At 71.9% G+C, this 24,605-nt stretch carries 26 protein-coding genes and 1 pseudogene; 13 read left to right on the plus strand and 14 right to left on the minus strand.

The window, feature by feature from the left end; genetic code table 11:
- Positions 1-200: 200 nt before the first annotated feature.
- Positions 201-1,130 carry an exopolyphosphatase gene (locus tag ACFQ46_RS17780; RefSeq protein ID WP_380260689.1) on the minus strand — a complete coding sequence of 310 codons (930 nt, stop codon included), beginning with the start codon at positions 1,128-1,130 and terminating at the stop codon, positions 201-203.
- 180 nt (positions 1,131-1,310) lie between these two features.
- On the opposite strand from ACFQ46_RS17780, the gene ACFQ46_RS17785 reads away from it, so the two are divergent.
- The 3 genes from ACFQ46_RS17785 (at position 1,311) to ACFQ46_RS17795 (ending at position 3,554) form a co-directional block, all read left to right on the plus strand.
- Entirely contained in the window at positions 1,311-1,640 is a 330-nt protein-coding gene (locus ACFQ46_RS17785) for an L-rhamnose mutarotase (protein WP_328292951.1), read from the plus strand.
- 73 nt (positions 1,641-1,713) lie between these two features.
- A complete protein-coding gene (locus ACFQ46_RS17790) occupies positions 1,714-2,715 on the plus strand; it encodes a LacI family DNA-binding transcriptional regulator (RefSeq protein ID WP_380260690.1) in 1,002 nt (333 codons plus the stop codon).
- Between the two features lie 59 nt (positions 2,716-2,774).
- Entirely contained in the window at positions 2,775-3,554 is a 780-nt protein-coding gene (locus tag ACFQ46_RS17795; protein WP_380260691.1) for a carbon-nitrogen hydrolase family protein, read from the plus strand.
- Here ACFQ46_RS17795 and ACFQ46_RS17800 read toward each other — a convergent pair.
- Both ACFQ46_RS17800 and ACFQ46_RS17805 read right to left on the minus strand, forming a co-directional pair.
- Entirely contained in the window at positions 3,538-4,482 is a 945-nt protein-coding gene (locus tag ACFQ46_RS17800) for an MFS transporter (protein WP_380260692.1), read from the minus strand. The two genes, ACFQ46_RS17795 and ACFQ46_RS17800, sit on opposite strands and share 17 nt — an antisense overlap.
- Positions 4,479-4,766, minus strand: coding sequence for a hypothetical protein (locus ACFQ46_RS17805; protein WP_380260693.1), 288 nt, complete (start codon positions 4,764-4,766; stop codon positions 4,479-4,481). The genes ACFQ46_RS17800 and ACFQ46_RS17805 overlap by 4 nt, the downstream gene beginning before the upstream one ends.
- A gap of 730 nt (positions 4,767-5,496) precedes the next feature.
- On the opposite strand from ACFQ46_RS17805, the gene nrdH reads away from it, so the two are divergent.
- Genes nrdH through nrdF form a run of 4 tightly spaced genes read left to right on the plus strand, consistent with a single transcriptional unit; the run spans position 5,497 to position 9,311 of the window.
- Positions 5,497-5,736: a glutaredoxin-like protein NrdH gene (gene nrdH, locus ACFQ46_RS17810; RefSeq protein WP_380260695.1), complete on the plus strand. Its 240-nt coding sequence runs from the start codon at positions 5,497-5,499 to the stop codon at positions 5,734-5,736.
- Between the two features lie 20 nt (positions 5,737-5,756).
- On the plus strand, positions 5,757-6,155 hold the full coding sequence (gene nrdI / locus ACFQ46_RS17815) for a class Ib ribonucleoside-diphosphate reductase assembly flavoprotein NrdI (RefSeq protein WP_380260696.1): 399 nt from the start codon (positions 5,757-5,759) through the stop codon (positions 6,153-6,155).
- Positions 6,152-8,311, plus strand: a complete 2,160-nt coding sequence (gene nrdE / locus ACFQ46_RS17820) for a class 1b ribonucleoside-diphosphate reductase subunit alpha (RefSeq protein WP_380260697.1) — start codon at positions 6,152-6,154, stop codon at positions 8,309-8,311. The genes nrdI and nrdE overlap by 4 nt, the downstream gene beginning before the upstream one ends.
- A gap of 28 nt (positions 8,312-8,339) precedes the next feature.
- On the plus strand, positions 8,340-9,311 hold the full coding sequence (nrdF, locus tag ACFQ46_RS17825; RefSeq protein WP_380260698.1) for a class 1b ribonucleoside-diphosphate reductase subunit beta: 972 nt from the start codon (positions 8,340-8,342) through the stop codon (positions 9,309-9,311).
- Between the two features lie 64 nt (positions 9,312-9,375).
- Here the strand turns inward: nrdF and ACFQ46_RS17830 are convergent, their stop codons facing one another.
- The 3 genes from ACFQ46_RS17830 to ACFQ46_RS17840 form a co-directional block, all read right to left on the minus strand.
- Positions 9,376-10,935 (minus strand): amidase, encoded by a 1,560-nt coding sequence (locus ACFQ46_RS17830; RefSeq protein ID WP_380260699.1) that lies wholly within the window; start codon positions 10,933-10,935, stop codon positions 9,376-9,378.
- A complete protein-coding gene (locus tag ACFQ46_RS17835) occupies positions 10,932-11,231 on the minus strand; it encodes a hypothetical protein (protein WP_380260700.1) in 300 nt (99 codons plus the stop codon). Before ACFQ46_RS17835 ends, ACFQ46_RS17830 begins: the two co-directional genes overlap by 4 nt.
- Positions 11,232-11,315: 84 nt before the next feature.
- On the minus strand, positions 11,316-12,041 hold the full coding sequence (locus ACFQ46_RS17840; protein WP_380260980.1) for a FadR/GntR family transcriptional regulator: 726 nt from the start codon (positions 12,039-12,041) through the stop codon (positions 11,316-11,318).
- A gap of 161 nt (positions 12,042-12,202) precedes the next feature.
- Here ACFQ46_RS17840 and ACFQ46_RS17845 point away from each other — a divergent pair, with 161 nt between their 5' ends.
- From ACFQ46_RS17845 to ACFQ46_RS17855, 3 genes are read left to right on the plus strand one after another with little or no spacing between them, the layout of a single operon-like run.
- On the plus strand, positions 12,203-12,958 hold the full coding sequence (locus tag ACFQ46_RS17845; RefSeq protein WP_380260701.1) for an SDR family NAD(P)-dependent oxidoreductase: 756 nt from the start codon (positions 12,203-12,205) through the stop codon (positions 12,956-12,958).
- Complete coding sequence (locus ACFQ46_RS17850; protein ID WP_380260702.1) at positions 12,955-14,607, plus strand: hypothetical protein; 1,653 nt, start codon at positions 12,955-12,957, stop codon at positions 14,605-14,607. The genes ACFQ46_RS17845 and ACFQ46_RS17850 overlap by 4 nt, the downstream gene beginning before the upstream one ends.
- A gap of 48 nt (positions 14,608-14,655) precedes the next feature.
- A complete protein-coding gene (locus ACFQ46_RS17855; RefSeq protein WP_380260703.1) occupies positions 14,656-15,684 on the plus strand; it encodes an ABC transporter substrate-binding protein in 1,029 nt (342 codons plus the stop codon).
- Between the two features lie 12 nt (positions 15,685-15,696).
- Here ACFQ46_RS17855 and ACFQ46_RS17860 read toward each other — a convergent pair whose 3' ends face one another.
- The 4 genes from ACFQ46_RS17860 to ACFQ46_RS17875 all read right to left on the minus strand — a co-directional run bounded on the left by ACFQ46_RS17860 (position 15,697) and on the right by ACFQ46_RS17875 (position 17,794).
- On the minus strand, positions 15,697-16,041 hold the full coding sequence (locus ACFQ46_RS17860) for a hypothetical protein (RefSeq protein ID WP_380260704.1): 345 nt from the start codon (positions 16,039-16,041) through the stop codon (positions 15,697-15,699).
- 90 nt (positions 16,042-16,131) lie between these two features.
- A complete protein-coding gene (locus ACFQ46_RS17865; RefSeq protein WP_380260705.1) occupies positions 16,132-16,371 on the minus strand; it encodes a hypothetical protein in 240 nt (79 codons plus the stop codon).
- A 9-nt stretch (positions 16,372-16,380) separates the two neighbouring features.
- On the minus strand, positions 16,381-16,953 hold the full coding sequence (locus tag ACFQ46_RS17870) for a TetR/AcrR family transcriptional regulator (protein WP_380260706.1): 573 nt from the start codon (positions 16,951-16,953) through the stop codon (positions 16,381-16,383).
- A complete protein-coding gene (locus tag ACFQ46_RS17875; RefSeq protein WP_380260707.1) occupies positions 16,946-17,794 on the minus strand; it encodes an alpha/beta fold hydrolase in 849 nt (282 codons plus the stop codon). The genes ACFQ46_RS17870 and ACFQ46_RS17875 overlap by 8 nt, the downstream gene beginning before the upstream one ends.
- 79 nt (positions 17,795-17,873) lie before the next feature.
- Here ACFQ46_RS17875 and ACFQ46_RS17880 point away from each other — a divergent pair, with 79 nt between their 5' ends.
- Entirely contained in the window at positions 17,874-18,833 is a 960-nt protein-coding gene (locus tag ACFQ46_RS17880) for a glycoside hydrolase family 43 protein (RefSeq protein ID WP_380260708.1), read from the plus strand.
- Here ACFQ46_RS17880 and ACFQ46_RS17885 read toward each other — a convergent pair.
- Together ACFQ46_RS17885 and ACFQ46_RS17890 are read right to left on the minus strand one after the other, a co-directional pair.
- On the minus strand, positions 18,821-19,738 hold the full coding sequence (locus ACFQ46_RS17885) for an NmrA family NAD(P)-binding protein (RefSeq protein WP_380260709.1): 918 nt from the start codon (positions 19,736-19,738) through the stop codon (positions 18,821-18,823). The two genes, ACFQ46_RS17880 and ACFQ46_RS17885, sit on opposite strands and share 13 nt — an antisense overlap.
- Before the next feature lie 10 nt (positions 19,739-19,748).
- A complete protein-coding gene (locus ACFQ46_RS17890; RefSeq protein ID WP_380260710.1) occupies positions 19,749-20,312 on the minus strand; it encodes a MarR family winged helix-turn-helix transcriptional regulator in 564 nt (187 codons plus the stop codon).
- Positions 20,313-20,411: 99 nt separating this feature from the next.
- Between ACFQ46_RS17890 and ACFQ46_RS17895 the strand changes: the two are divergent.
- A pseudogene (locus tag ACFQ46_RS17895) lies at positions 20,412-21,619 on the plus strand (epoxide hydrolase family protein).
- On the opposite strand, the gene ACFQ46_RS17900 reads toward ACFQ46_RS17895, so the two are convergent.
- Both ACFQ46_RS17900 and ACFQ46_RS17905 read right to left on the minus strand, forming a co-directional pair.
- On the minus strand, positions 21,610-22,566 hold the full coding sequence (locus ACFQ46_RS17900; RefSeq protein ID WP_380260711.1) for an arginine deiminase-related protein: 957 nt from the start codon (positions 22,564-22,566) through the stop codon (positions 21,610-21,612). The pseudogene ACFQ46_RS17895 and the gene ACFQ46_RS17900 sit on opposite strands and share 10 nt — an antisense overlap.
- A 105-nt stretch (positions 22,567-22,671) precedes the next feature.
- Positions 22,672-23,574 carry a dihydrodipicolinate synthase family protein gene (locus ACFQ46_RS17905; RefSeq protein ID WP_380260712.1) on the minus strand — a complete coding sequence of 301 codons (903 nt, stop codon included), beginning with the start codon at positions 23,572-23,574 and terminating at the stop codon, positions 22,672-22,674.
- Between the two features lie 268 nt (positions 23,575-23,842).
- Here ACFQ46_RS17905 and ACFQ46_RS17910 point away from each other — a divergent pair, with 268 nt between their 5' ends.
- A complete protein-coding gene (locus tag ACFQ46_RS17910; RefSeq protein WP_380260713.1) occupies positions 23,843-24,580 on the plus strand; it encodes a GAF and ANTAR domain-containing protein in 738 nt (245 codons plus the stop codon).
- The last annotated feature ends 25 nt before the right edge of the window (positions 24,581-24,605 follow it).

Genomic DNA, 24,605 nt, shown 5'->3' on the forward strand with positions numbered 1-24,605 from the left:
GAGGACCGGGGCTGCTCGGCGTTCACCAGCGTGGACGGGGACCGGGCACGGGGCGGACGGTGGGGCCGGGTTCGCGTGACCGGTGGACAGGTGTCACCCCGGGAGTTCCACCGCGTCGGACGTGACCGCCCCGCTCGCCCCTCCAGACGCCCGACCCCACCGCACGACGTGTGTACCCCACATCGTGATCACGGGAAACCTCAGCGCTCGGCGCGGAGCTTCCCGACCAGTTCGTCGAGGACGCGGACGGAGTCGGTGTGCGGGACCTGGCAGGTCCCCGCGGCCAGGTGACCGCCGCCCCCGTACTCCAGGCACACGGCGCCGACGTCGACGGGGGAGGTGCGGTCGACGATCGACTTGCCGATCGCGAAGACGGTGTTCATCTTCGCCTTGCCCCACAGCACGTGCATCGAGACCCGCGCCTGCGGGTACATCGCGTAGATGAAGAACCGGTTCCCGGCGTGGATCGTCTCCTCCTCGCGCAGGTCCAGGACGGCGACGTCGCCGTGCAGGGTCGTGACGCGTTCCAGCTGGGCCTCGAACAGCTCGGCCTGGGCGTGGAACAGCTCGACGCGCTCCGCGACGTCGGGCAGCGCGAGGATCTCCTCGACGTCCTGGTACTCGATGCAGATGTCGATGAGCTGCATCATCAACTGGTAGTTGGAGATCCGGAAGTCGCGGAAGCGGCCCAGACCGGTGCGCGAGTCCATGAGGAAGTTCAGCAGGGTCCAGCCGGACGGCTGGAGGATCTCCTCGACGGAGTACTGCGCCGAGTCGGCCTGGTCGACGGCGCGCATCAACTCGTCCGAGATCTTCGGGAAGCGGTCCGCGCCGCCGTAGTGGTCGAAGACCACCCGGGCCGCCGACGGTGCGTCCGCGTCGATGACGTGGTTGGCGCGTTCGCCGTTGCGCAGCGTCTCGGAGTGGTGGTGGTCGAACACCAGGTGCGCGCGCGGGTCGTAGGGCAGGTTCGTGAGGATGTCCCGGCTCGAGATCTCGACGACCCCGTCCTGCACGTCCTTGGGGTGCACGAAGGTGATCTCGTCGACGAGGTCGAGCTGGCGCAGCAGGACGGCGCAGACCAGCCCGTCGAAGTCGCTGCGGGTCACGAGGCGGAAGGTGTCGCTCACGGTTCAGTGATCGGCTGCCCCGGGGCCGGGCTTGACCCCTCGTCGGGACGGATCGCGGACCGCCCGGCCACCCACCGACGGCTTGACGGTCCGGGAGGGCTCGCCCAGACTGCCGGAGCCTCGCCGTGAATCGTGTCAACGAGTCCGGTCACCGTCGACCGCTCCTCCGGAGGAACCCGCGTGAGTGAACGAGCCTGCTTCCTGCTGCACCTGCGGCCGGAGACGTTGCCGGAGTACCTGGAGGTCCACCGCGAGGTGTGGCCGGAGGTGCTCGAGGCGTTGACCCGGACCGGGTGGCGCAACTACTCCCTCTTCCTCCGCGAGGCCGACGGCCTGGTCGTGGGGTACTGCGAGACCGACGACTTCGCGGCGACGACGGCGGCGATGGACCGCGAGGACGTGTCGGCCCGCTGGGAGCAGGCGATGGGGAGGTACTTCCAGCCCAGCGCCGCGGCCACCGGGGAGGACCGGCCCCGGGAGCGGCTCGTGGAGTACTTCCACCTGGACTGATCCGCGGACCAGGAGCGCGCCACGCCCGCGGTCCTGTGCCGAGCGCCGGCCGCGGAGGTGACATCCTGCCCGGATGGCGACGGTCAAGGAGGTCGCCCGGCGCGCCGGGGTGTCGCTGGGGACGGTGAGCAACGTCCTCAACCGACCCGAGGTCGTCTCCGAGGGACTCCGCACCCGCGTCCTCGACGCGATCGCCGAACTCGGCTTCGTCCGCAACGAGTCCGCCCGCCAGCTGCGGGCCGGGGTCAGCCGGACGATCGCGATGGTCGTGCTCGACGTCGCCAACCCCTTCTTCACCGACGTCATCGCCGGTGCCGAGGAGCTCGCCGAACGGCACGACTCGCTGGTCGTCATGTGCAACAGCGCGAACTCCGCCGACCGGGAGGCGCGTCACCTGCGCCGCCTCGACCAGCAGCGGGTGCTCGGGGTGCTGCTGACCCCCGTCCACGACGCACCGAGCGCAGCTCTCTCGGAGGTCCGTGACCACGGCACGCCCGTCGTGCTCGTCGACCGGGGGGCCGCCAGCCCGGGGCAGTCCTCGGTGGCCGTCGACGACGTCCTCGGCGGGCGGCTCGCGGGGGAGCACCTCATCGGTGCGGGGCACCGCCACATCGCCTACGTGGGGGTCGCGACACCGTTGCGCCAGGTCGAGGAACGGCTGCGCGGGGTGCGGGAGGCCGTCGGTGCGGCGGGGACCGTCGAGGTCGTCAACGCCACGGGGCTCTCGGTCCGGGCCGGTTCGCAGGCCGCCGCGCAGATCCTCGCCTCCCCGCCCGGGGAACGGGCCACCGCCGTGTTCTGCACCAACGACCTGATGGCCCTCGGGGTCCTCAACGAGTGCGTGCGGCGGGGGGTCCGGGTTCCCGACGAACTCGCCCTCGTGGGCTACGACGACATCGGTTTCGCGGCGACCGCCAGCGTTCCGCTGACCTCGGTGCGCCAGCCCCGGGAACTCCTCGGACGCACGGCCGTGGAACTGCTGCTGGCCCAGGTGGAAGGTCGGCCGGCCCAGCAGATCGTCTTCGAGCCGGAACTCGTCGTGCGGCGCTCGACGGCTCGACGCGTCACCCCCTGAGTTCCTCCCCCTGATCTCCCCGGTTCCCACTGCGACCGTCCGTGCGGCAGGGTTGGGGCGTGCGCATCGCCCTGGCCCAGATCTCCAGCTCCGCCGATCCCGCCGCGAACCTCGAACTGGTCCGCGAGGAGGTGGCGGCCGCCGCCGCGGCCGGCGCCCGGTTGCTCGTCCTCCCGGAGGCGACGATGTGCCGGTTCGGGGTTCCGCTGGCGCCGGTGGCCCAGCCCGCCGACGGACCGTGGGCGAGCGCGTTGACGGAGATCGCCGACGCGGCCGGCCTCACCGTCGTCGCGGGTGGTTTCACCCCCGGTTCGCGGGGGCGGGTGCGCAACACCCTCTTCGCCCGGGGCGGCGGGATCCACGCCGACTACGACAAGGTCCACCTCTACGACGCGTTCGGCTTCGCCGAGTCCGACACCGTCGAACCGGGGGCGGAACCCGTCCTGCTCGACGTCGACGGGGTCGGCGTCGGGCTGACCACCTGCTACGACCTGCGCTTCCCGGGGTTGTTCACCCACCTCGCCGGGTCCGGGGCCCGGATCGTCGTGGTCTCGGCCTCCTGGGGGGCCGGGCCCGGCAAGGTCGAGCAGTGGCGACTGCTCGCCCGCGCCCGGGCGCTGGACTCGACCTCCTTCGTGGTGGCCTGCGGGCAGGCGCTGGCCACCGAGGACCACGGCGGGGCGCCGACCGGCGTGGGGCACAGCCTCGTCGTCTCCCCGGACGGTGAGCTCCTCGCGGAGCTGGGGGAGGAACCGGGCCGCCTCGTCGTCGACCTCGACCCGGCGCTCGCCGACGACGTCCGCGCGGTCCTCCCGGTCCTGCTCAACCGACGGTTCTGACCGCTCGGCCCGAACGGCGGGCCAGGACGGCGAGGCCGACGGCGATCACCGGCAGGGCGGCGACGGGTGCGGTGAACAGGTAGGAGAAGCGCGCACCGCCGTGGTCGACGAGTCGGCCGCCGAGCCCGGAGCCGAGCGCCGTGCCGATGACGAGGGTGGCGCTGAAGAGGGCCAGGGTCTCGGTCAGCCGGTGCGCGGGGCTGGACGCCTCGAGCAGCCGGTTGGCGGCGACGCTCAGCGGGGCGAACGTGGTGCCGGCGACGAAGCTGATGACGATGATCCACGCGAGTCCCGGGGCCAGCGCCAGCGGACCGTAGCCGAGCAGGAACAGCGCCGCCGCGGCCGTCAACCCCCGCCGGGGGTCCTCGGGCGGGCGCCGCGCGCCGACGACGAGGCCACCGCAGACCGCGCCGAGGGCCCCGGCCCCGAGCACGGTGCCGGCCAGTTCCGGCGCGCCGGCCTCCCGGGCGAGGGCCACGGCACTGAGGTCGGCCAGGCCGAAGGTCACCCCGACGGCGGTGCCCGCGACCATCAGGGCCCGGGTCCCGACCGGCACCGAGGGCAGCTCCCAGCGGCGTCGCCGCGGCGCGCCCGGGGTTCCGCCCCGCGGGTCGCTGGAGCGCTTGGCCGCGAGCAGGACCGTCCCCGTGACGCCCGCCGCGCAGGTCGCCCACAACCCCCAGACCTGAGCGACGGCGGCGGCCAGGAACGACGCCGCGGCCGGCCCTCCGACCCAGACGAGCTGGTCCAGCACCGACTCCAGGGCGAACGCCGTGTTCAACCGGGGGCGGTCGCCACCCAGCAGGCGCGACCAGCGGGCCCGGGTGAACGAGCCGACCGGGGGGACACCCGCCCCGGCGACGGCGGCGGCGAGCAGCAGCCAGCCCCGCGCGACCCCGGGTGCCGCGAGCACGACCAGGGCGCTCACCCGACGACGTTGACGACCGCGGCCCCGAGCAGGACCCGGGCCTGCCCGCGGCGGTCGCCGAGGCGGCCGAGGAGGGGGCCGGCGGCGGCGTTGGCGGCGGCGAGCACCCCCGAGACCGTTCCCGCGAGGGCGAAGGAGCCGGTGCGCTGCTGGACGTGGAGCAGGGCGGCGAACCCCAGCACGGCCAACGGCAACCGGGCCACGAGACCCGCGGCGACGATCCTGCGGTGCGTGGGCGGGGCCAGCACGCGCGTGTAGGCGAGCACCGCGTCGGTGGCGGGCAAACGGTTCTCCTCGACGTCCTCGTCGGGTCCGGGAGCGGGAGCCGTCCCGGCGTCAGGCTCCTGCCGTGCGGACGCGGCGTCAAGACCACGACGGCACCGCAGAGTGCGGTGCGGCACCCTTGTCCGCCGCCAGGGCGTCGGCGTGCGGCGGCTCGCTGGCTGACCCGCCCTCACCCATCCGTGATCTCGCTGGGACTCCCAGCAAGATCACGGGTGGGGGCGGGGAGGCCGGCGGGATCCGTGCCGTGATCGCCGTGAGCGGCTCCAGAACGGCTCAGAACGGCTCCGGGGGGCGTTCACCGGGATCAGGCCACCCCCACATCTGGGGGCGGAAAGGGTTCAGCGCCCCCAGGTGTTGTGGATGAGTGTGTGGACGTCCTGGGGACGGAGGTGTGGACGCCTGTGGAGGACACGCCGACGCAGATCGACACGCCGGTCACGCTGCGTGCATCTCTACTGACGACGGGTGCCCGCCAGGCGGGTGACGAACAGGTAGAACCGCAGGTCAGAGGCTTGCGACGGTCGGTGACCGTCCACTCCGGCCGACGAGGTGAATAACATCCTTGTCACACACCATCTTGTGGTGGTTTGCCATCCGCCCCCCTAGGGGTAGTGTCTGAGAGACCCCAGCAGCACGGGACGCGTCGTCCAGCCGACACGGATTCCACGCTCCACCTGGTGCCCGATCAGCTGGACCCGCACGACACCACCCGAGGGAAGGACCACCCCGATGACCACCACCGTCTACAGCACGCCGTCCTGCGTGCAGTGCAAGGCCACCTACCGCGCGCTCGACCGCAAGGGCATCGCCTACGAGGTCGTCGACGTGACGGAGGACGCCGACGCGCTGGCGCTGGTGCGCTCCCTCGGGTACGTCCAGGCGCCCGTCGTCGTCGCCGGTGAGGACCACTGGTCGGGCTTCCGTCCCGACCGCATCGACGCTCTGGCCCGCGCCACCGCCTCGGTCTGAGCACGTCCGGAGGAACGACCGTGAAGCCCGGCGTCGTCTACTTCTCGAGCGTCTCAGGCAACACGCACCGCTTCGTCGACAAGCTCCAGCTGGAGCGGCCGGCCCTGCGGATCCCGCTGCACGCGCGTGACGAACCCCTCGTCGTCACCGACCCCTACGTCCTCATCCTCCCCACCTACGGTGGCGGCGGTGGGGTGGGAGCGGTTCCCAAGCAGGTCATCCGCTTCCTCAACGACCCCGTGAACCGTGGCCTCGTCCGAGGCGTGATCGGCGCGGGCAACACCAACTTCGGGGAGCACTACGCCGCTGCCGGTGACGTCGTCGCCGTCAAGTGCAAGGTGCCCCACCTGTACCGCTTCGAACTCTTCGGGACTCCCGACGACGTGCGCCGTGTGCGCGACGGATTGGACTCGCTGTGACCCTCACCTCCGACGCCCCCGAGCTGGAGACCGTTCCCGCTCCCACCTCCCCCGGGTACCACACGCTCAACGCGATGCTGAACCTCTGGGACGAGGACGGGAAGATCCAGTTCGAGGCCGACGTCGAGGCGGCGCGGCAGTACTTCCTGCAGCACGTCAACCCGCGCACCCGGAAGTTCCCGACCTTCGAGGCGCGTCTCGCGCACATGGTCGACAACGGCTACTACGAGCAGCACGTGCTCGACCAGTACTCCCCGGAGTTCGTGCGGTCGCTGACCGACCACGCGCACGCCGCGAAGTTCCGGTTCGCCACCTTCCTCGGGGCCTTCAAGTACTACACGAGCTACGCGCTCAAGAGCTTCGACGGCAAGGAGTACCTCGAGAACTTCGAGGACCGCGCCGTCATGACCGCCCTCACCCTCGCCGTCGGTGACGAGGCGCTGGCCACCGCGGTCGTCGACGAGGTCATCGCGGGCCGCTTCCAGCCCGCCACCCCGACGTTCCTCAACGCCGGCAAGTCCTCCCGCGGTGAGCTCGTCTCGTGCTTCCTGCTGCGCATCGAGGACGACATGGAGTCCATCGGGCGCGGCATCAACTCCGCCCTGCAGCTCTCCAAGCGCGGTGGCGGCGTCGCCCTGCTGCTGAGCAACATCCGCGAGTACGGCGCCCCCATCAAGCGCATCCAGAACCAGTCCTCGGGCGTCATCCCCGTGATGAAGCTCCTCGAGGACTCCTTCTCCTACGCCAACCAGCTCGGTGCGCGTCAGGGCGCGGGTGCGGTGTACCTCTCCGCGCACCACCCGGACATCCTGCGGTTCCTCGACACCAAGCGCGAGAACGCCGACGAGAAGATCCGCATCAAGACCCTGAGCCTCGGGGTCGTCGTCCCGGACATCACGTTCGAGCTCGCGAAGAACAACGAGCCGATGCACCTGTTCTCCCCGTACGACGTGGAGCGCGTGTACGGCAAGCCCTTCGGCGACATCCCCGTCAGCGAGCGCTACCGCGAGATGGTCGCCGACGACCGCATCCGCAAGACGCAGATCAACGCCCGCGAGTTCTTCCAGACCCTCGCGGAACTGCAGTTCGAGTCGGGCTACCCCTACATCGTGTTCGAGGACACGGTGAACAAGGCCAACCCGATCGCCGGCCGCATCAACATGTCGAACCTCTGCTCCGAGATCCTGCAGGTCAACACGCCCAGCACGCTGGCCGAGGACCTGACCTACGCCGAGATCGGCAAGGACATCTCCTGCAACCTGGGCTCGCTGAACATCGCCCTGGCCATGGACGGCGGGAACCTCGGCCGCTCGGTCGAGACGGCCGTGCGTGCGCTGACCGCGGTGTCGATCGCCAGCGACATCCAGTCGGTGCCCTCGATCGCCTACGGCAACTCGAAGTCGCACGCCATCGGCCTCGGCCAGATGAACCTGCACGGCTACCTCGCCCGCGAGCGCGTCCACTACGGCAGCGAGGAGGGCCTGGACTTCACCAACGTGTACTTCGCGGCGGTGCTGTTCCACGCCCTGCGCGCCAGCAACCTGATCGCCATCGAACGCGGCGAGACCTTCGAGGGCTTCGAGAACTCGAAGTACGCCGACGGCACCTTCTTCGACAAGTACCTCGAGACCGACTTCCTGCCGGCCACCGAGCGCGTCGCGGAGCTGTTCTCCCGGGCGGGCATCGCCCTGCCGACCCGGGCGGAGTGGGCCGAGCTGAAGGCCTCCGTCGTCGAGCACGGCATCTTCAACCAGAACCTCCAGGCCGTGCCGCCGACGGGTTCGATCAGCTACATCAACAACTCGACCTCCTCGATCCACCCGATCGCCTCGAAGATCGAGATCCGCAAGGAGGGCAAGCTCGGCCGCGTGTACTACCCGGCGCCGTTCATGACAAACGACAACCTGGAGTACTACGCCGACGCCTACGAGATCGGCCCCGAGAAGATCATCGACACCTACGCCGCGGCGACGCAGCACGTCGACCAGGGTCTGTCCCTGACGCTGTTCTTCAAGGACACCGCCAGCACCCGTGACATCAACCGTGCTCAGATCTACGCGTGGCGCAAGGGCATCAAGACGATCTACTACATCCGGATCCGGCAGATGGCCCTCGAGGGCACCGAGGTCGAGGGCTGCGTCAGCTGCATGCTCTGAGCAGCTGCAGCCGCGAGAAGAGGGAACGATGGAAAAGCTGAAGCTCGTCGACCGCGTCAACGCGATCAACTGGAACCGCCTCCAGGACGACAAGGACCTGGAGATCTGGAACCGCCTCACGAGCAACTTCTGGTTGCCGGAGAAGGTCCCGTTGTCCAACGACGTGCAGTCGTGGCAGAACCTCAGCCCCGAGGAGCGCACGCTGACGCTGCGCGTCTTCACTGGTCTGACCCTGCTGGACACGATCCAGGGCACCGTCGGGGCGGTCTCGCTGATCCCCGACTCCCTCACCCCGCACGAGGAAGCCGTCTACACGAACATCTCGTTCATGGAGTCGGTCCACGCGCGCAGCTACTCCTCGATCTTCTCGACGCTGGCCACCACCCGCGAGATCGACGAGGCGTTCGGCTGGTCCGAGGACAACGAGGCGTTGCAGCGCAAGGCCTCCATCGTCATGGAGTACTACCGCGGTGAGGACCCGCTGAAGCGGAAGGTCGCCTCCACCCTGCTGGAGTCCTTCCTCTTCTACTCGGGCTTCTTCCTGCCGATGCACTTCTCGTCCCGCGCGCAGCTGACCAACACCGCCGACCTCATCCGGTTGATCATCCGGGACGAGGCCGTGCACGGGTACTACATCGGCTACAAGTTCCAGCGCGGTCTGGAACTCGTCGACCAGGCCAGGCGCGACGAGATCAAGGACTACGCCTTCGAGCTGCTCTACGAGCTCTACGACAACGAGTGCAAGTACACCGCCGACCTCTACGACGGTGTCGGTCTCACCGAGGACGTCAAGACGTTCCTGCACTACAACGCCAACAAGGCGCTGATGAACCTCGGCTACGAGGGGATGTTCCCCTCCGACATGACGAAGGTCGACCCGTCGATCCTCTCGGCCCTGTCGCCCAACGCCGACGAGAACCACGACTTCTTCTCGGGTTCCGGTTCCAGCTACGTCATCGGCAAGGCCGTCGCCACCGAGGACGCCGACTGGGAGTTCTGACCTCCCGACACCCCTGACCCCGCGGTGGTGGAGCACTCGACGTGCTCGACCACCGCGGGTTTCGTCATTGGGCGGTGCGGGCGACGGTGGCCGCGTCCAACTGCAGTGCAGCCGAGCTGAGCAGCCGCACCGGTGCCGGGTCGACGGGGCGGCGCAGGTGGAAGTCCGAGACCGCCTGGTGCGCGGCGGCGACCTGCAGCAACCGGTCCTCCTCGTAGGGCTGGCCGCCGAGGATGACGCCGACCGGGGCGAGCGGCCCGCCGTCGTAGGCCGGCGCCTCGCCGATCGGGAACGCGATCTCGGGCAGGCCGAGGATGTCGAAGGGCACCGGCGAGGTCTGCAGCACCACGTCGCACTGCGTGAACAACCCCGAGAACAGTTCCTGCAACAGCCACGTCTTGGCACGCTGCCCGGTGATCCACTCGTCCCCGGAGAGCAGCAGGCCCTGCAGCCAGGACAGCGAACTCACTCCGAACAGCGACAGGTCCTGGCGCAGCCAGTGCCGGAACGGCTCGGTGCGCTCGGAGAGCCGGATCGCGTTGAAGGCTCCCGTGAGCAGTTCCCAGTCGGTCGGGTAGGTGACGTCCACGAGGGTGACTCCCGGGACGGCCGCCACGCGGTCGAGGAAGCTCTGGCGGGCGGCGGCGACCTCCGGGGTGAGGTCGGCGAAGAAGTCGCCCGGGACCCCGATCCGGGTGGCCCGGCGCAGCTCGACCCCTCGGGTGCCGTAGACGGGCGTCGCCGCCGTCACCAGGTCGGGCACCTTCGGCAACCCCAGCGTCCGCGGGTCCAGCGGGTCCGGGCCGGCCAGCACCGACAGCACGATCGCCGCGTCCATGGCGTCCCGGGCCAGCGGACCGGAGTGGTCGCGGGTGAAGGACAACGGGATGATGCCGTGGATCGAGGTACGGCCCATCGTCGGTTTGAGACCCGTGAGGTTCTGCTGGCGCGACGGTTCGGTGATGCTGCCGCCGGTCTGGGTCCCGATGGAACTCGTCGCCAGCCGGCCCGCCACCGAGGTCGCAGGTCCGGTCGAGGAACCGCCCGGGTCCACGGTGACGTCCTCGGGGGTCCAGGCGTTGACCGTCGTGACGACCCCGGCGGGGGTCGTCGCGCGGGTCGTGGCGAGCGGGCCCATCTGTCCCTTGCCGAGGACGATCCCGCCGGCCGCGGTGAGCCGCGAGACCGCCGTCGCGTCGGTGTCGGGGACGAAGTCGGCGAAGATCCGGGAGTTCGCGGTGGTCCGCACGCCCGCGGTCCAGTAGTTGTCCTTGATGCACAGCGGGATCCCGGACAACGCCCGCCGCACGTCGCCCCGGGCGTCCACCTCGGCGGCCTTCGCCAGTGCGCTGTCGGCGGTCACGGTGTTGAACGCCTGGTAGGTGTCGTCGAACCGGTCGATCCGGTCGAGGTGGGTCTGGACGAGTTCGGTCGCGGACAGGGTGCCGGCCCGCAGCATCGTCAGGGCTTCGGCGATGGTCGCCTCGGTGGGGTCGTCCACGGCGGCCGCGCGCAACGTCACGTCGGGCGCGGCCTGGGCGGTGGGCGACACCGCGGCAGCGGCCGCGAACGTGGCCCCACCGGAGGCGGCGAGGAACGTCCGGCGGTTCAGGGCGCGGCTCACGCGACACTCCCTTCCGACCCGGGGGCCCAGGCGGTGGCGATCGAGGGGTACAGCAGCGGGGCGGCGGCCTGCTGCGCCGCCTCGGGGGAGGCGACGGGCGGTTCCCAGGCGTTGAGCTGCGGCACGGTCTGCACGAGGAACGCGCGCAGCGACTCCAGGGCCGCGGCGCGGGTCGGGACCCCGGTCGCCGGGTCGGCGACCTCGGGGAGTTGCGCCAGGTCGACACCGGCCAGGGCGAGCCGGGTGGTGATGAGGGTGTCGAGAGCTTCTTCGCTCAGAGTTGCCAGGTCGATCACGAGGTTCCTCCGCATCAGGATGGGTCACCTGTGACTGTGGTGACTCCTGAGGCGGGGGGAAAGACCTTCCGTGTTACCTGCCGGTTACGTCTGTGCGTCGGAGGGCGTGGCGTTGTCCTCGTCGGAGTGCTCGACCCGGCTGCCGGCGGTGCGCATGTGCGTCCGCATCGCCGCTTCCGCGCGGTGCGCGTCGCGGGCCGCGACGGCCTCGTACACGGCGCGGTGCTCCACGCAGGCGGTCTCGGCCTGTTCCCGGCGGCGCAGCCCGCGGTCCACCCACAGCCGCAGCAGGCTGCGCGTCGTCTGCAGGAGATCGCCCAGGACGTCGTTGCCGGAGGAGCGGGCGATGGTGACGTGGAACAGCGCGTCGGCCTCCACGAAGGCCGGGAGGTCGTCGAGGTTCGCCTCCATCTGCTCCAGCGAGGTGCGCAGGGTCTCGACGCCGTCGTCGTCGATGCGGTCCGCGGCGAGCGCCGCCGCGTGCACCTCGAGGGCGCTGCGCACCTCGGAGAGCTGCGAGGTGTGCTTGGCCGAGAGCATGAGTCCCCAGCTCAGCGTGGTCGGCAGGAGTTCGGACATGCTGTCGCGCAGGTAGGTTCCCGAGCCGGGGCGCACGGTGACGATGCCGAGGACGTCGAGGGCGGCCAGTGCCTCGCGGACGGCGGAGCGGCCGACGCCGAGTTCCTCGGCGAGCTGGCGCTCGGGGGGCAGGCGGGAACCGGGGGCGAACTGACCGGAGGACAGCAGGCCCGTCAGCTGGCGGACGACCTCCGACACGGCGCTGCCGCGGGGGACGGCCTTGAGTTCCATCTGCACGAGCGCAGGGTCGTCTCTGCGGTAGGCCGGCACGCCGTCAAGGTACCCGACGGCGGGGAGGAGCACCGGTCAACCGGTTGACACACGGACGTGTGCCGCGCACGATGCGGAGCCGGACCGGTCCGCGACGCAGCGGTCGGAGTCAGGGGAGACGCGTGAGCGAGCGACTGCAGGGCAAGACCATCCTCGTCACCGGGGCCGCCTCCGGCATCGGCCGGGCGGTGGCCGAGGGGTTCGTCGCCGAGGGAGCGCGGGTCGCCTTCACCGACCGCGACGGTGCCGGCGCCGCCGAGGCGGCGCGCTCGGCGGGTGGCGGATCGTTCGGCCTCACCCTCGACATCACCGACGAGAGTTCCGTCGAGGCCGCGTTCGCCGCGGTGCTCGAACGCGGGTCCACCCTCGACGTCGTCGTGGCCAACGCCGGGGTGCAGTTGTTCGGCCAGGACGCCCCGATCGCCGACCTCGACCTGGCCGTCTGGGAACGCACGGTGGCCGTGAACCTCACGGGAACCTTCCTGACCGTGAAGCACGCCGTGCGCGCGATGCTGGCGACCGGCGGGTCCATCGTCCTCACCGGTTCCCCGACGGGCCTGAACGGCGAGGGCCGGGACTTCACCGCCTACTCCAGCACCAAGGCCGGGATCCACGGCCTGGCCCGGACCGTGGCCGCCGCCTACGCCGACCGCGGGATCCGCGTGAACACCGTCGTCCCCGGGTACACCGAGACACCCCTGGTGACCTCGATCTCCGGCGACGCCGGGTCCCGGGCCGCCATCGTCGCCCGGACCCCGCTGGGTCGCCCCGGCCGACCCGCCGACGTCGTCGGCATCATGGTCTACCTGGCCAGCGACGAGTCCTCCTTCGCCACCGGCAGCCTGTTCCGGGTCGATGGCGGGATGACGACGTTGTGAACCCCCTCGACCTCGGCGGGATCTGGCGCGACGAGGAACCCGGACCCCGCCGGGTCGACCTGGGGCGGTGGTCGCTGGAACTGCGCCGGGGCGGGTCGTTGTCGAACCTGACCTTCTCCGGGGTCGCGGTGCTGCGGGCCGTCCGCGGGGTCCTGCGCGACCGCGACTGGCGGACCGCGCCGGCCACCGTCCTCGACGTCACCACGCGCGACGGGGGACTCCGGGTCCACGGCACGTTCCACGACGAGGGGGGTGAGGACGTCGTCGACGCGACGTGGGAGATCGGCGCCCGCGCGGACCCCGGGCGACTGGTCGTCGAGTTCACCGCGACCACGCGTCGTGCGTTCCAGCGCAACCGGTTCGGACTCGTCGTGCTGCACCGCCCGGACGACGCCGGGACGCCCCTGCGGGTTCGGCACCCGGACGGCGCGTGGACGGCGACGCAGTTCCCGGTCGCCATCGCCCCGCACCAGCCGGCCCGCGACGTCGCGGAACTGCGGTGGAGCCGCCCCGGGGTCGACGTCGCGGTCGAGTTCCGTGGCGACGTGTTCGAGATGGAGGACCAGCGCAACTGGAGCGACGCGTCGTTCAAGACGTACAGCACCCCGTTGTCCGAACCGTTCCCCGTGCGGCTGGAACCGGGGACGGTCGTGCACCAGCAGGTCGTGGTCCGCTGCGCACCCAACGCCCTCCCGGTGCCCGTCCCCGCCCGGCCCACCCGCGTCGACCTGGTGGTCACCGACGAACCCTCGCCGCAGTGGGGGAGCACGTCGGACGTCGAAGGTTTCGCCGGCCCGCTGCTCGTCGAACTGGTCACCGCGGACCCGGAGTGGCTCGAGGTGCTGGAACGCGCCCGGCGCTGCGGGCGACCCCTCGACGTCCGCATCGTCACCGACGACCCGGCCGAGGTCGGGACCGTGGTGGACGCGACGCAGGGCGTCGAGGTGCTCCGGTTCGGTGTCCACTCGCGCACGACGCACGTCAGCACCCCGGAGCTCTGGGCCGCCCTGCGCACGGCCTGCGCGGGGCTCCCCGGGGACCTCGTCGCCGGCGCGCGGTCGCACTTCACCGAGCTGAACCGCACGGTGGAGTTCCTTCCCGCGGACGCCACCGGGGTCGTGTTCGCGAGCACCCCGCAGATGCACGACACCGGCCGGGACCAGGTCTTCGAAGCCCTCGCCGTCCAGGAGCTCACCGCCCGGCAGGCGGTGGCGATCGGCGGCGGACGGCCCGTCCACGTCGGGCCGGTGACGCTCCGGCCCCGGTTCAACGCCGTCGCGACCACCCCGTGGCGGGTCGACCGCGACCGGGTGCCGCGCGATCCTCGTCGTGACGGGAGGGGCTTCGCGGCCTGGGTGATCGCGAGCGCCGCCGCCTTCGCCGTTCCCGGGGTCGCGAGCGTCAGCTTCGGTGACGTCGACGGCTCTGCGGCCGCCGGCCTGCGGCTGCTGGCCGGGCTCGACGGGTCGCGGCGGTTGCGACTCGCGCCGGGATGCGTTCTGGCGCAGGGGGTCCACCTGATCGGCGGTCGCGGGGCGGGCGGTGACGCGGTCCTGGTCGCCAACCTCGCCGACGACGTCCGCGTCGTCGACCTCGCCGGGGCGGACCTCACCCTCGAACCCGGTGAGGTCCGCCGCCACGCGGGGTGAGCGGCCGCGGTGCGAGAACCGGAGGTGAGGGTAGGCTAGCCTTGACGGGTGCACCGTCGATCCGTCCTCGCCGCGCTGGCTGCTTCCGGCGCCCTCACCACCCTCGCCGCCTGCGGAGGCGGTGACGACTCCACGACCCCGGGGTCGGCGTCGTCGCAGACCACCTCCTCCGCCGGTGACGGCGTCTTCCCCGTCACCATCCAGCACAAGCTGGGTTCCACGACGATCGAAGCGGCCCCCACCAAGGTCGTCACCGTCGGCTACAACGAGGAGGACTTCGTCCTGGCCCTCGGCGTCACCCCCGTCGGAGCCCGCACCCCGCTGGGCAGCTACGACGCCGCGAAGCGCCCGTGGGCCGTGGACCTGCTCCCGGCCGGCGGGATCACCTCGGTCGGGCAGGCGGAGCTGAACTTCGAGACGATCGCCTCGCTCGAACCCGACCTCATCATCGGGGCCTACGCCTACCTCGAGCAGGCCGACTACGACAAGCTCTCCCAGATCGCGCCGACCATCGGCGACCTCGTCCCCGCGGGGCAGGCCGCGGGCTCGACGGCGGCCGCGAGCTGGCAGGAGGAGCTCGCCGCCATCGGGAAGGCGCTGGGCAAGGCCGACGAGGCGAGTTCACTGACCGACGAGGTCGAGGGCCACTTCCAGACCGCCGCCGACGCGCACCCCGAGTTCACGGGCAAGACCGTCAGCGTCGTGCTCTTCAACGAGGGCTACTACCCCCTCGACTCCACCGACCCCCGCGGGAACTTCTTCCTGCAGTTCGGTTTCGACGAGAACACCGCCGTGGACCCGAAGGGCCTCAGCGAGGAACAGGTCGCGTTGCTGGACACCGACGTGCTCGTGGTCCTCGGGCGCAGCGCGGCGGAGTTCGCGAGCAACCCGGCCGCCGCCGCCCTGGCCGTCGTGACTCAGGGCCGCACCGTCTACGTGCCGACCTTCGACAGCGACTTCGCCGGCGCCCTGGGCAGCTCCAGCCCGCTCTCGCTGCCGTACGCGATCGAGCAGGCCGTCCCGGCGCTCGCCGCTGCGGCCGACGGCGACCCCGGCACCGTTCCCGGCACGCTCTGAGCGCCGGCGGGGTCAGAGCGAACCCTGCACCCCGCCGAGCACCACCACCGAGAGGACGAACGCCCAGCCGCCCCGCAGCCGCCGGGAACTCGCGCGTTCCGTGGGGCGGCCCGGTAGCGGCCCGCTGAGCAGCAGGAACGCGGTCACGCCGAAGGGCAGGGAGAACAACCAGAACCACGCCCAGCGGGTCGCGCGCCAGGGCGGGGCGGCGTTGACCAGGACCACCAGCCCACCGAACCCCTGCACCAGGGTGAGGACGCCGACCCAGGTGGGGACCCCGAGACCCAGGACGGTCCACGTGGAGCCGAAGTGCCCGGGCACGGTCTCGACCGGAACGCTGCGGTCCCAGGACGCCACGAGGACCCCGACGTCCTGCGCGGTGCCCGTCCCGCCGCGGACCTGACGGTTCTCGGTGCGGTGGCGCTGCCGGCCCTCGCGCCAGGTGACCTACTGGGTGGCCGTCCCGTCGAGGGCGTCGGGCGGGAGGCCGCCGGTGACCTGCACGTCGCTCGCCCGGCCCGAGGTCACGGCCCGTTCGAGGTCCGTGACGGTGGAGTCCCGCACCCCCAGCAGCAGCGCCGCGAGCACGGTCACGGCCGTGAGCACCAGCAACGCCGCCCGGACCGCGGCCCAGCCCCGCCACGTCGCCCGGGCCCGGGGCGGGAACTCCGTCGGCGCGCTGATCACGACGCGAAGCTACCGTTCCGCGTTCGCCCGCAGACCCCGATCGAGGAACTCGACGAGCCAGTCGAAGCTCTCGTCGACGTCGGTGGCCATCTGGAAGCCGTCGGAGGCCTCCAGGGTGGCGAACCCGTGCAGCACGCTGCGCAGCATCCGCAGGGCGTGGACCTCGTCGGCGGGGTCGAGGCGGTAGCCGTGCAGCACGGCCGCCAGCGACGCGAGGGTCCGCTGCGCGGCGGCGACGAACGGGTCGTCCGGTCCGGTCGCGCGGACGCCGACGGTCGCGGCGTAGCGGCCGGGGTGGGCCTTCACGTAGCGCCGCAGCGCCTGCGCCGCACCGGCCAGCGCCTCGCCCCCGGCACGGCCCTGGGTGGCGTCGCGCAGCGCGTCGCCGACCTCGGTCGCGGCCAGGACCGCGATGCGGTGGGTGAGGTCGGCGAGGCCGTCGACGTGCTTGTAGAGCGAGGGGGTCTTCACGCCGAGCCGTTCGGCGACGACGCCCATGCTGAGCCGGGCGATGCCGATCTCGTCCGCGAGCGCGGCGCCGGCCTCGGTGACGGTGGCGGGGTCCAGCCCGGCTCTAGGCACGGGTGGCGTCCTGGGGGAGGGTCCGGGCGAGGAAGGGCAGGACGAGGGCGAGCAGTGCGTCGGGGGTCTGGGTGTGCGGGTAGTGCCCGGCGCCGTCGATGACGGCGAGTTCGCCGAGACCGGCGGGCAGGTCGGCGACGATCCGTTCTCCCTCGGCGCGGGGGTCGGCCCAGTCGGGGTCGAGACCACCCTCGACGACGAGGACGGGGCAGCGGACGTTGGCCAGCTGGGCGCCGGCGTCGACGGGGGAGGTCTTCGTCATGCCGCGCAGGGCGGCCATCCGCTCGGGCTGGGCCAGGGTGTCCTGGATGCGGGCGCGTTCGGCGTCCCAGTCCGCGGGCCGGGTGGGGAAGGCCAGGTCCAGGTAGGCCAGCCAGCCCTTGAGGCTGCCGGTGGTCATGACCTTCCCGAGCTGGAGGGTTCCCGCGCGGTGGTTCTTGTTGCGCAGCAGGCCGACGAGGTCGACGGACTGCTTACGGGTGAAGGGGGCGAGCTCGACGACGGCGGAGATCACGTCGGGTGCGGTGGCGGCGGCGATGGTCGCGGCGCCACCGCTGATCGACTGGCCGACGACGACGGCGGGGCCGCCGAGGTGGCGGACGAGGGCGACGAGGTCGCCGGCGATGTCGGTGCGGCTGTAGCTCGTCCAGGTCGCGCTGGAGTCGCCGCAACCGCGGAGGTCGACGTTGGCGACGCGGTAGCCGGCGGCGACCAGGGCCGGGGCCACGAAGCGGTAGGAGTGCCGGCTGTCGCCCATCCCGTGGGCGAGGACGACGAGCGGTCCCGCGCCGGTCAGGTCGTAGGCGATGGTGCCCTCGTCGGTGGTGAGGTGCTGGAGCATGTCGTCCTCCGGGCTAGTGGCTAATTGCGTTAGCTAAAAGCTAAGGCCATTAGCCGGAGTTGTCAACTAGCCTGGCGACGTGACCTCAGCGGACGAGTTCGGCTACCTCTTCGTCCACCACGTCGAGGACCCCGACGGGCACGGCGAGCAGGTGTTCTTCTCCCTCAGCGACGGCGACGACCCGAGGTTCTGGCGCCGGCTCAACGGGGGAGCGCCCGTCCTGCGACCGACGCTGGGCACCGGCGGCATCCGCGACCCCTTCCTCGTGCGGGGGGACGGGGAGTTCTTCGTCCTCGCCACCGACCTGCGGATCTACGGCGGCGACGACCGCGGCTGGGACGCCTGGACGCGCCACGGTGCGCGCAGCATCGTGGTGTGGCGCTCCGTCGACCTGCTCACCTGGTCGGACCCGTGGCTGCTCGAGGTCGCCCCGCCCGAGGCCGGGATGGCCTGGGCCCCGGAGGCGAGCTTCGACCCCGGCAGCGGGGAGTTCACGCTCGTCTGGTCCTCGGCCCTCTACGACACCACCGACGACGAGCACGCGGGCGACAGCTACAGCCGCGTCCTCACCGCCCGGACGCGGGACTTCCGCAGCGTCGAGGGGGTCGAGGTCCTCATCGACCGCGGGGTCGCGGTCATCGACACCACCGTCCACCGACTCCCCGGCGCCGTGCTCCGGGTGTCCAAGGACGACTCCCGGCTGCCGGGTTCGCGCAAGCTCTTCGCCGAGGTCGACACCGGTGACGGTTTCCGCGTCGTGGCCGAGCGGATCGCCGACGACCTCTACGCCGATGTCGAGGCCCCCGTGCTGGTGCACGACGCGCGGCGCGACCGGTGGTTCCTCTTCGTCGACCAGTTCTCGGTGCGCCCGCAGGGCTACCTGGTCCTCACCAGCGACGACCCGCTCCGGGGCGGGTGGTACCCGTTGCCGCCCGGGGAGTTCCACGTCCCCGCGAACACCAAGCACGGCGGGATCCTCCCGCTGCGGGCGGGAGAGTTCGAGCGGGTCGAGGCCCGGTTCGGCGCTCAGCTGCCCTGAACCGCTGCACCCGCGACGTGGTCGCCCAGGACGTCGCGGACGCTGGTCCACGCGTGCGGACCGTAGCGGTCGTTGTCGACGTGGCGCAGCTGCGCGTGACCGCTGAACATGCTGGCGAAGTACTGCATGCCCTGCCAGGCCGGGAAGGTCTCGTCGGGGTCGCGGGACAGTGATCTGGCGACCTTGCTCATGGCCGAGAGGGTTCCCGCCGTACCGGCCCACTGCAGCCGGAAGGGGGTTCCCGTCAATTCCGTCATCGTCCGGGCGACGTCCCGGGCGCAGACCCGCGAACCCGCGACCTCGAGGACGCGCGGGGTGTCCGGGTCCAGGACGGCGAGCGCGGTGAAGCGGGCGACGTCGTCCTTCGTCGTGAAGTCGAGCACCTGGTCGGGCGAGGACCAGAACAGGACCCGACGGCGGCCGAAGAGGATCATCGGCGCCTCACCCGTGAGCAGGTCGGTGAACATCCCGTTGAGGATCGACGTCGCGCGGACCGGTGCGGCGTCGACGTCGGCGGCGAACTCCCGACGGAGTTCGAAGTTGCGGTTGCTGCCCGGGGCGATGCTGCGGTAGTCGGCGGAGTAGTCCGAGGGGACGAACCGCGCGACGCCGGCCGCGACCGTGGCCGCGAGGAGGGCGCGCTGGGCGTCCACGATCACGGGACGGGTGCCGCTGACCGCGGAGACGACCACGTCGACCCCCGCGGCGGCCGTGGTCAGGGCGGCGTGGTCGGAGTAGTCGGCGGTGACCACCTCGACGCGGGGTTCGGCACCGAACAGCGTGGTGGCCGTCGTGCTGCCGGGGCGGGTCAGGACCCGCAGCCGGAGGTCGTGCTGCAGGAGTTCGCGGGCGATGCGGTGGCCGAGGTCGCCGGTGGCGCCGGCGACGAGGACGGTGGTGGTCACGGGGTTCGTCTCACTTCTTCTCGGGAGCAGTGGTCGGTCGACGTGATCGACCGGGGACGGCCAGGGGGACGTCGGGAACGGCCGGCGTGCCGGGCGCGACGTCGACGGCCGTGAGGGCGACCCGGGCCAGGAGGTGTCGCAGCCGGGTCCGTTCGGCCTCGCTGAGGTGCCGCATCAGGTCCGCCTCCGCCGCGCGCAGGGCGGTGCGGGCCGCGGCCAGCGCCGTCCGGCCCGCCGGTGTCGGGTGCACCTGGCGGACGCGCCGGTCGGCGGGGTCCGGGCGCCGTTCGACGAGCGCTGCCGCTTCGAGCGCGTCGACGACGTAGGTCATCTGCGTCTTGTCGATGCCGAGGCGGTGGGCCAGCGCGAGCTGCGAGGAGGGTTCCTCGGTGGTGATCGCCACGAGCACCTGGTAGCCCCGGGGCCCGGCCGGCAGGTCGGCGACCGCGGTCGTCCCGGCGCGGGAGAAACCCTGCTGCACCGCGGCCAGCCCCCAGCCCAGTTCGGTCTCGATCCCGCCGGCGTCCCAGTCGATCTCGGGCAGGGGATCCACCGTCCTCGCAGAACTCGTCACCCCAGAACTGTACGCCGAATAGAACGTCATGTGCAAAGATCGTCTTTTAGAAAGACGATCCGACCCACCTCGGGTCCACGAACGCACGGGAGACCCGCCATGACCACGACCACGACCACGACCCAGACCGAGACCCAGACCGACGCCGTCCTCCCCTTCACCCTCGACGTCGCCCAGGCCGACCTCGACGACCTCCAGCGTCGCCTCGTGAACACCCGGTGGCCCGAGCGGGAGACGGTCGGCGACACCTCGCAGGGGCCCCGGCTGGAGAAGGTCCAGGCGCTCGTCCGGCACTGGAGCACCGACTACGACTGGCGCCGGACCGAGGCGCTGCTCAACGGCTGGGGGCAGTTCACGACCAGCGTCGACGGCCTCGACGTCCACTTCCTGCACGTCCGCTCCGCCGTTCCCGGGGCACGCCCGTTGCTCCTCACCCACGGCTGGCCGGGCTCCGTCCTGGAGTTCCGGCACGCCATCGGCCCCCTGACCGACCCCGAGGCGCACGGGGGGCGGGTCGAGGACGCCTTCCACCTGGTGATCCCCAGCCTGCCCGGGTTCGGCTTCTCCGGGAAACCCACCACGACCGGCTGGACCCTCGCCCGGACCGCGAAGGCCTGGGCCGTCCTGATGGAGCGTCTCGGGTACCCGAGGTGGTTCGCCCAGGGAGGCGACCTCGGCGCCTCCGTCACCGCCGAACTCGCCGCCCTCGAGGCCACCGCCACCATCGGCCTCGCCGGCGTCCACCTCACCATGGCCCTGTTCACGCCCACCGACGAGGAGGTCCGCGCGGCGACCCCCGAGGAACGGACGATGCTGGCGGAGTCCGGCTACTACTGGCAGGTGCTGTCGGCGTACTCGCAGGAGATGTCGACCCGACCCCAGACCATCGGGTACTCCCTGACCGACTCCCCGGTCGGACTGGCGTCGTGGATCTACGCGATGTTCCAGGACGTCGGAGGTTCCCACGCCGAGCACGGGAACGCCGAGGCGATCTTCACCCTCGACGAGATGATCGACGACATCATGCTCTACTGGCTCCCCAATGCCGCCGCCTCCGCCGCCCGCACGTACTGGGAGGCCGCCAGGACCGGCTGGGCCACCCCCGGCACCCTCGAGGACCCCCTGACCGTCCCGGTCGGGCTCAGCGTCATGCGGGCGAGTACGTCCGGCGGTCCCGGCGGTGGGCCGAACGTCGCTACCCCAACCTCGTCCACTTCGGTGAGGTCGCCCGCGGTGGCCACTTCGCACTCATGGAACAGCCGGAACTCCTCGTCGAGGAGATCCGGACGACGTTCCGTCACCTCTGACGGTCCGACCCGTTCCTCGGCACGAGGTGGACCCCGCCCAACGTGCAGCGGACGGAACCCCCGGCGAGTTCCAGGGTGGGGACGGGGACCGGCAGCAACCGCACGTGGTTCTCCACGACCGCGCGGACCCCGTCCGGGAGAGCCCGTTCGGCGCGTTCGGAGAGGGCGAGCAGACGTTGCGAACCCTCGAGTTCCAGGCAGTTCCCGGCGAAGTTCCGGATCGCGTCCCGGGGCAGGTCGACGACCTCGCGGCCGGAACCCTCGAGGGCGGCGACCAGTCGGCGGCGCTGGCCCGCGTCGGTCAGGAGACCGGTACCGACGAGCGCGACGTCGGTCCCCACCGACATCAGCACGTTCGTGTGGTAGACGGGAACCCCGTCGTCCTCGGCGTCGACGACCACGGGCTCGAACTCCAGTTCCCGGCAGAAACGCTGCAGGAGAGCCGGGTCGGTGCGGCGGGAACGGCACACGAACGCGGTGCGCGAACGGTGGTCCAAGACCATTGCCCCCGTCCCCTCCAGGGCCGTCCCGGGGGTGACCCCCGCGCCCAGGTCGAGGGTCCGGGTGACGACGTAGTCGCGGGCGAGGAGTTCCAGGACGTCGGCACGACGTTCTCCCCGTCGGTTCTCGGCGTGCATCGGGTAGACCACGACCGTGCCGTCGGGGTGGGTGGAGAACCAGTTGTTGCAGAAGACGCTGTCCGGGGTGGTGCGCCCGGTGTCCTCGACGAGGTGCACCCGGACCCCGTGCGCCTCCAGGGTGGCCGCCAGGGCGGTGACCTCGGCGTGGGCCGGGCCCGCGGTGTCCCCTCCCCGCGAGGGCCGCTGGAAGCTGTTGTCCGCGACCGTCTCCGGGTTCGGACGGAAGTGGTGCGGCCGCACCAGCACCACCGCGGCCGGGGCCTGGGCGGTCCCGGCGGACGTGGGCGTGTCGAGGGTGGCGGTCACCCCACGACGGTAGGCAGCGGCGGTGCGCGCGGACCAGCGGCGAGCTGCACCGTTCGTGGCCCTACGGTACGCGGAGCGCGCAGTTGCGATCGACGATGTGCGGGGTCAGGCCAGCGGACCGCTCGCCGAGACCAGGGCGAGCGCCTCCTGCACCTGACGGCGCGCCGCCTCGGGCAGCGGCAGCAGGGGCCGGGGCGGGGTGGCGGCGGGGACGTACCCGAGCACCTCGACCACCGCCGAGACGACCCGCAGTCCGCCGTGCCCGGCGAAGAGGTCCCACAGCGGCAGCAACTGGTCGGAGAGTTCCCGTGCGCGGCGACCGTCGCCGGCGGCGAGGGCGTCCACGACCGCGCGGCAGCGACCGGGGAGGGCCCCCGCCAGCATCGAGTACCAGAGGTCGCAGCCGGCCCCCAGGCCGGTCACGGCGTGCACGTCGCCGGAGACGCCGACGGTGACCCCGGCGGGCAGGACCGCCCGCAGCCGGGCGACCCGCTCGGCGGCCTGGGTGGGATCGCCCGGGACGCCGGGGATCTTCACCGACACCACGTGCGGCAACGCGGCGACCCGGCCCAGCAGTTCGTCGGTGAAGCGCACCCGCGTCGTCGTCGGGTTGTCGTAGACGCACAACGGGACCGACAGTTCCCGGGTCACGTCCTCGTACAACGCGAAGACCTCGTCGTCGGTCAGCGGCTGGTAGCTCAACGGCGCCAGCAGGACGCCCGCCGCCCCCGCGGCCTGCGCGTCCTCGACGTGCTCCAGCACCTCGCGCGTCGACAGCGCCCCGACACCCACGAGCACCGGGACCGTGCCCGCGGCCTCGACGCTGAGTTCCGCGACCCGCCGGCGGTCGGCCCGGCTCAGGTAGGGGTAGCCGCCGGTGGAACCGAGGGCGCCGATGGAGTCAGCGCCACCCCGGGCTGCCCTGCTCACCAGGGTGTGGACGCCCCGCGCGTCGACGCGGCCGTCGTCCAGCGGCGTGACGGGGAACGCGCTCAGCGGCCCGAACACGTCAGGAGATCCGTCCGTCGGAGGTGACCGTGCGCTGGATCCGCGTCACCATCTGCGTCATCGTTGCGCCTGCCCCGTCGTGCGTGGTGGTCGTGACGGCCCTCGTCGCGGGACCCCGGTGATCGTAGCCTCGTGATCACCACCCGGACCCGGTGTCGCACAGGACGCGTGGTCGTGAAGAATGGACGGGCACGTGCAGCCCGGGGCGTGCCGACGAGGTGTGGCGGGACGACCAGCCGGCAGGACGCCGGCTTCGTGGAGGACTGGCGTGGACGTACGCGCCGATGCGGTCGCCGCGGCGGTCAACGACATCGCCCAGGTGCTCGCCGATCACGGCGAGGCGCTGGACCTCGCCCACCGCCTCGTGCACCACTGCGCCCGGCTGCTCTCGGCCAGCTCGGTCGGTCTGATGGTCGAGGACAACGCCGGCCGCCTGCAGCTGCTGGCGGCCACCTCCGACGACGCCCACGGCGTGGAACTCGTCCAGCTGCAGACGGGGCAGGGCCCCTGCCTGGACGCGTACCGCACGGGGCAGGTCGTCTCCGTCCCCACCTCGGCCGAGCTGGGCGCACGCTGGCCCGAGTTCGCCCGCAGCGCCCGCGCGGCCGGGGTGACGGCCATCCACAGCGTTCCCGTGGAGAGCGGGGGACGGACGATGGGGGCCCTGAACCTGTTCCGCGACCACGAGGGTCCCTACTCGCCGGTGGAGTTCGACGTCGCCCACGCGATGGCGTCGTTCGGGGCGATCGGCATCCTCCAGCTCGAGCACGTCGCCGAAGGCGCGCGGGTGCGGGCCCAGCTGCAGGAGGCCCTCGACAGCCGGATCGTGCTGGAACAGGCCAAGGGTGCGCTCGCGGAGCGCTACCGCTGCCACCCCGACGAGGCGTTCCAGCGGCTGCGGGCCCGGGCCCGGGCCGAGCGACGGCGACTGCGCGACGTCGCCCAGGAGATCGTCGACGACCTGGACCCGGTGGACGGTGCCCTCCGACGCGCCGGGCAGGCCTGACGGGGTTACGTTCCTGCAGGTCGCA

Source organism: Kineococcus sp. GCM10028916, assembly GCF_042674865.1.
In the GTDB taxonomy this organism is placed as follows: Bacteria; Actinomycetota; Actinomycetes; order Actinomycetales; family Kineococcaceae; genus Kineococcus.

Excerpts from the sequence above, each read along its gene's own strand:
- ACFQ46_RS17790 (WP_380260690.1), top strand. The coding sequence starts at position 1,714 with ATGGCGACGGTCAAGGAGGTCGCCCGGCGCGCCGGGGTGTCGCTGGGG.
- ACFQ46_RS17840 (WP_380260980.1), bottom strand. The coding sequence starts at position 12,041 with ATGGAACTCAAGGCCGTCCCCCGCGGCAGCGCCGTGTCGGAGGTCGTC.
- nrdF (WP_380260698.1), top strand. The coding sequence starts at position 8,340 with ATGGAAAAGCTGAAGCTCGTCGACCGCGTCAACGCGATCAACTGGAAC.
- ACFQ46_RS17875 (WP_380260707.1), bottom strand. The coding sequence starts at position 17,794 with ATGCTCCAGCACCTCACCACCGACGAGGGCACCATCGCCTACGACCTG.
- nrdH (WP_380260695.1), top strand. The coding sequence starts at position 5,497 with ATGACCACCACCGTCTACAGCACGCCGTCCTGCGTGCAGTGCAAGGCC.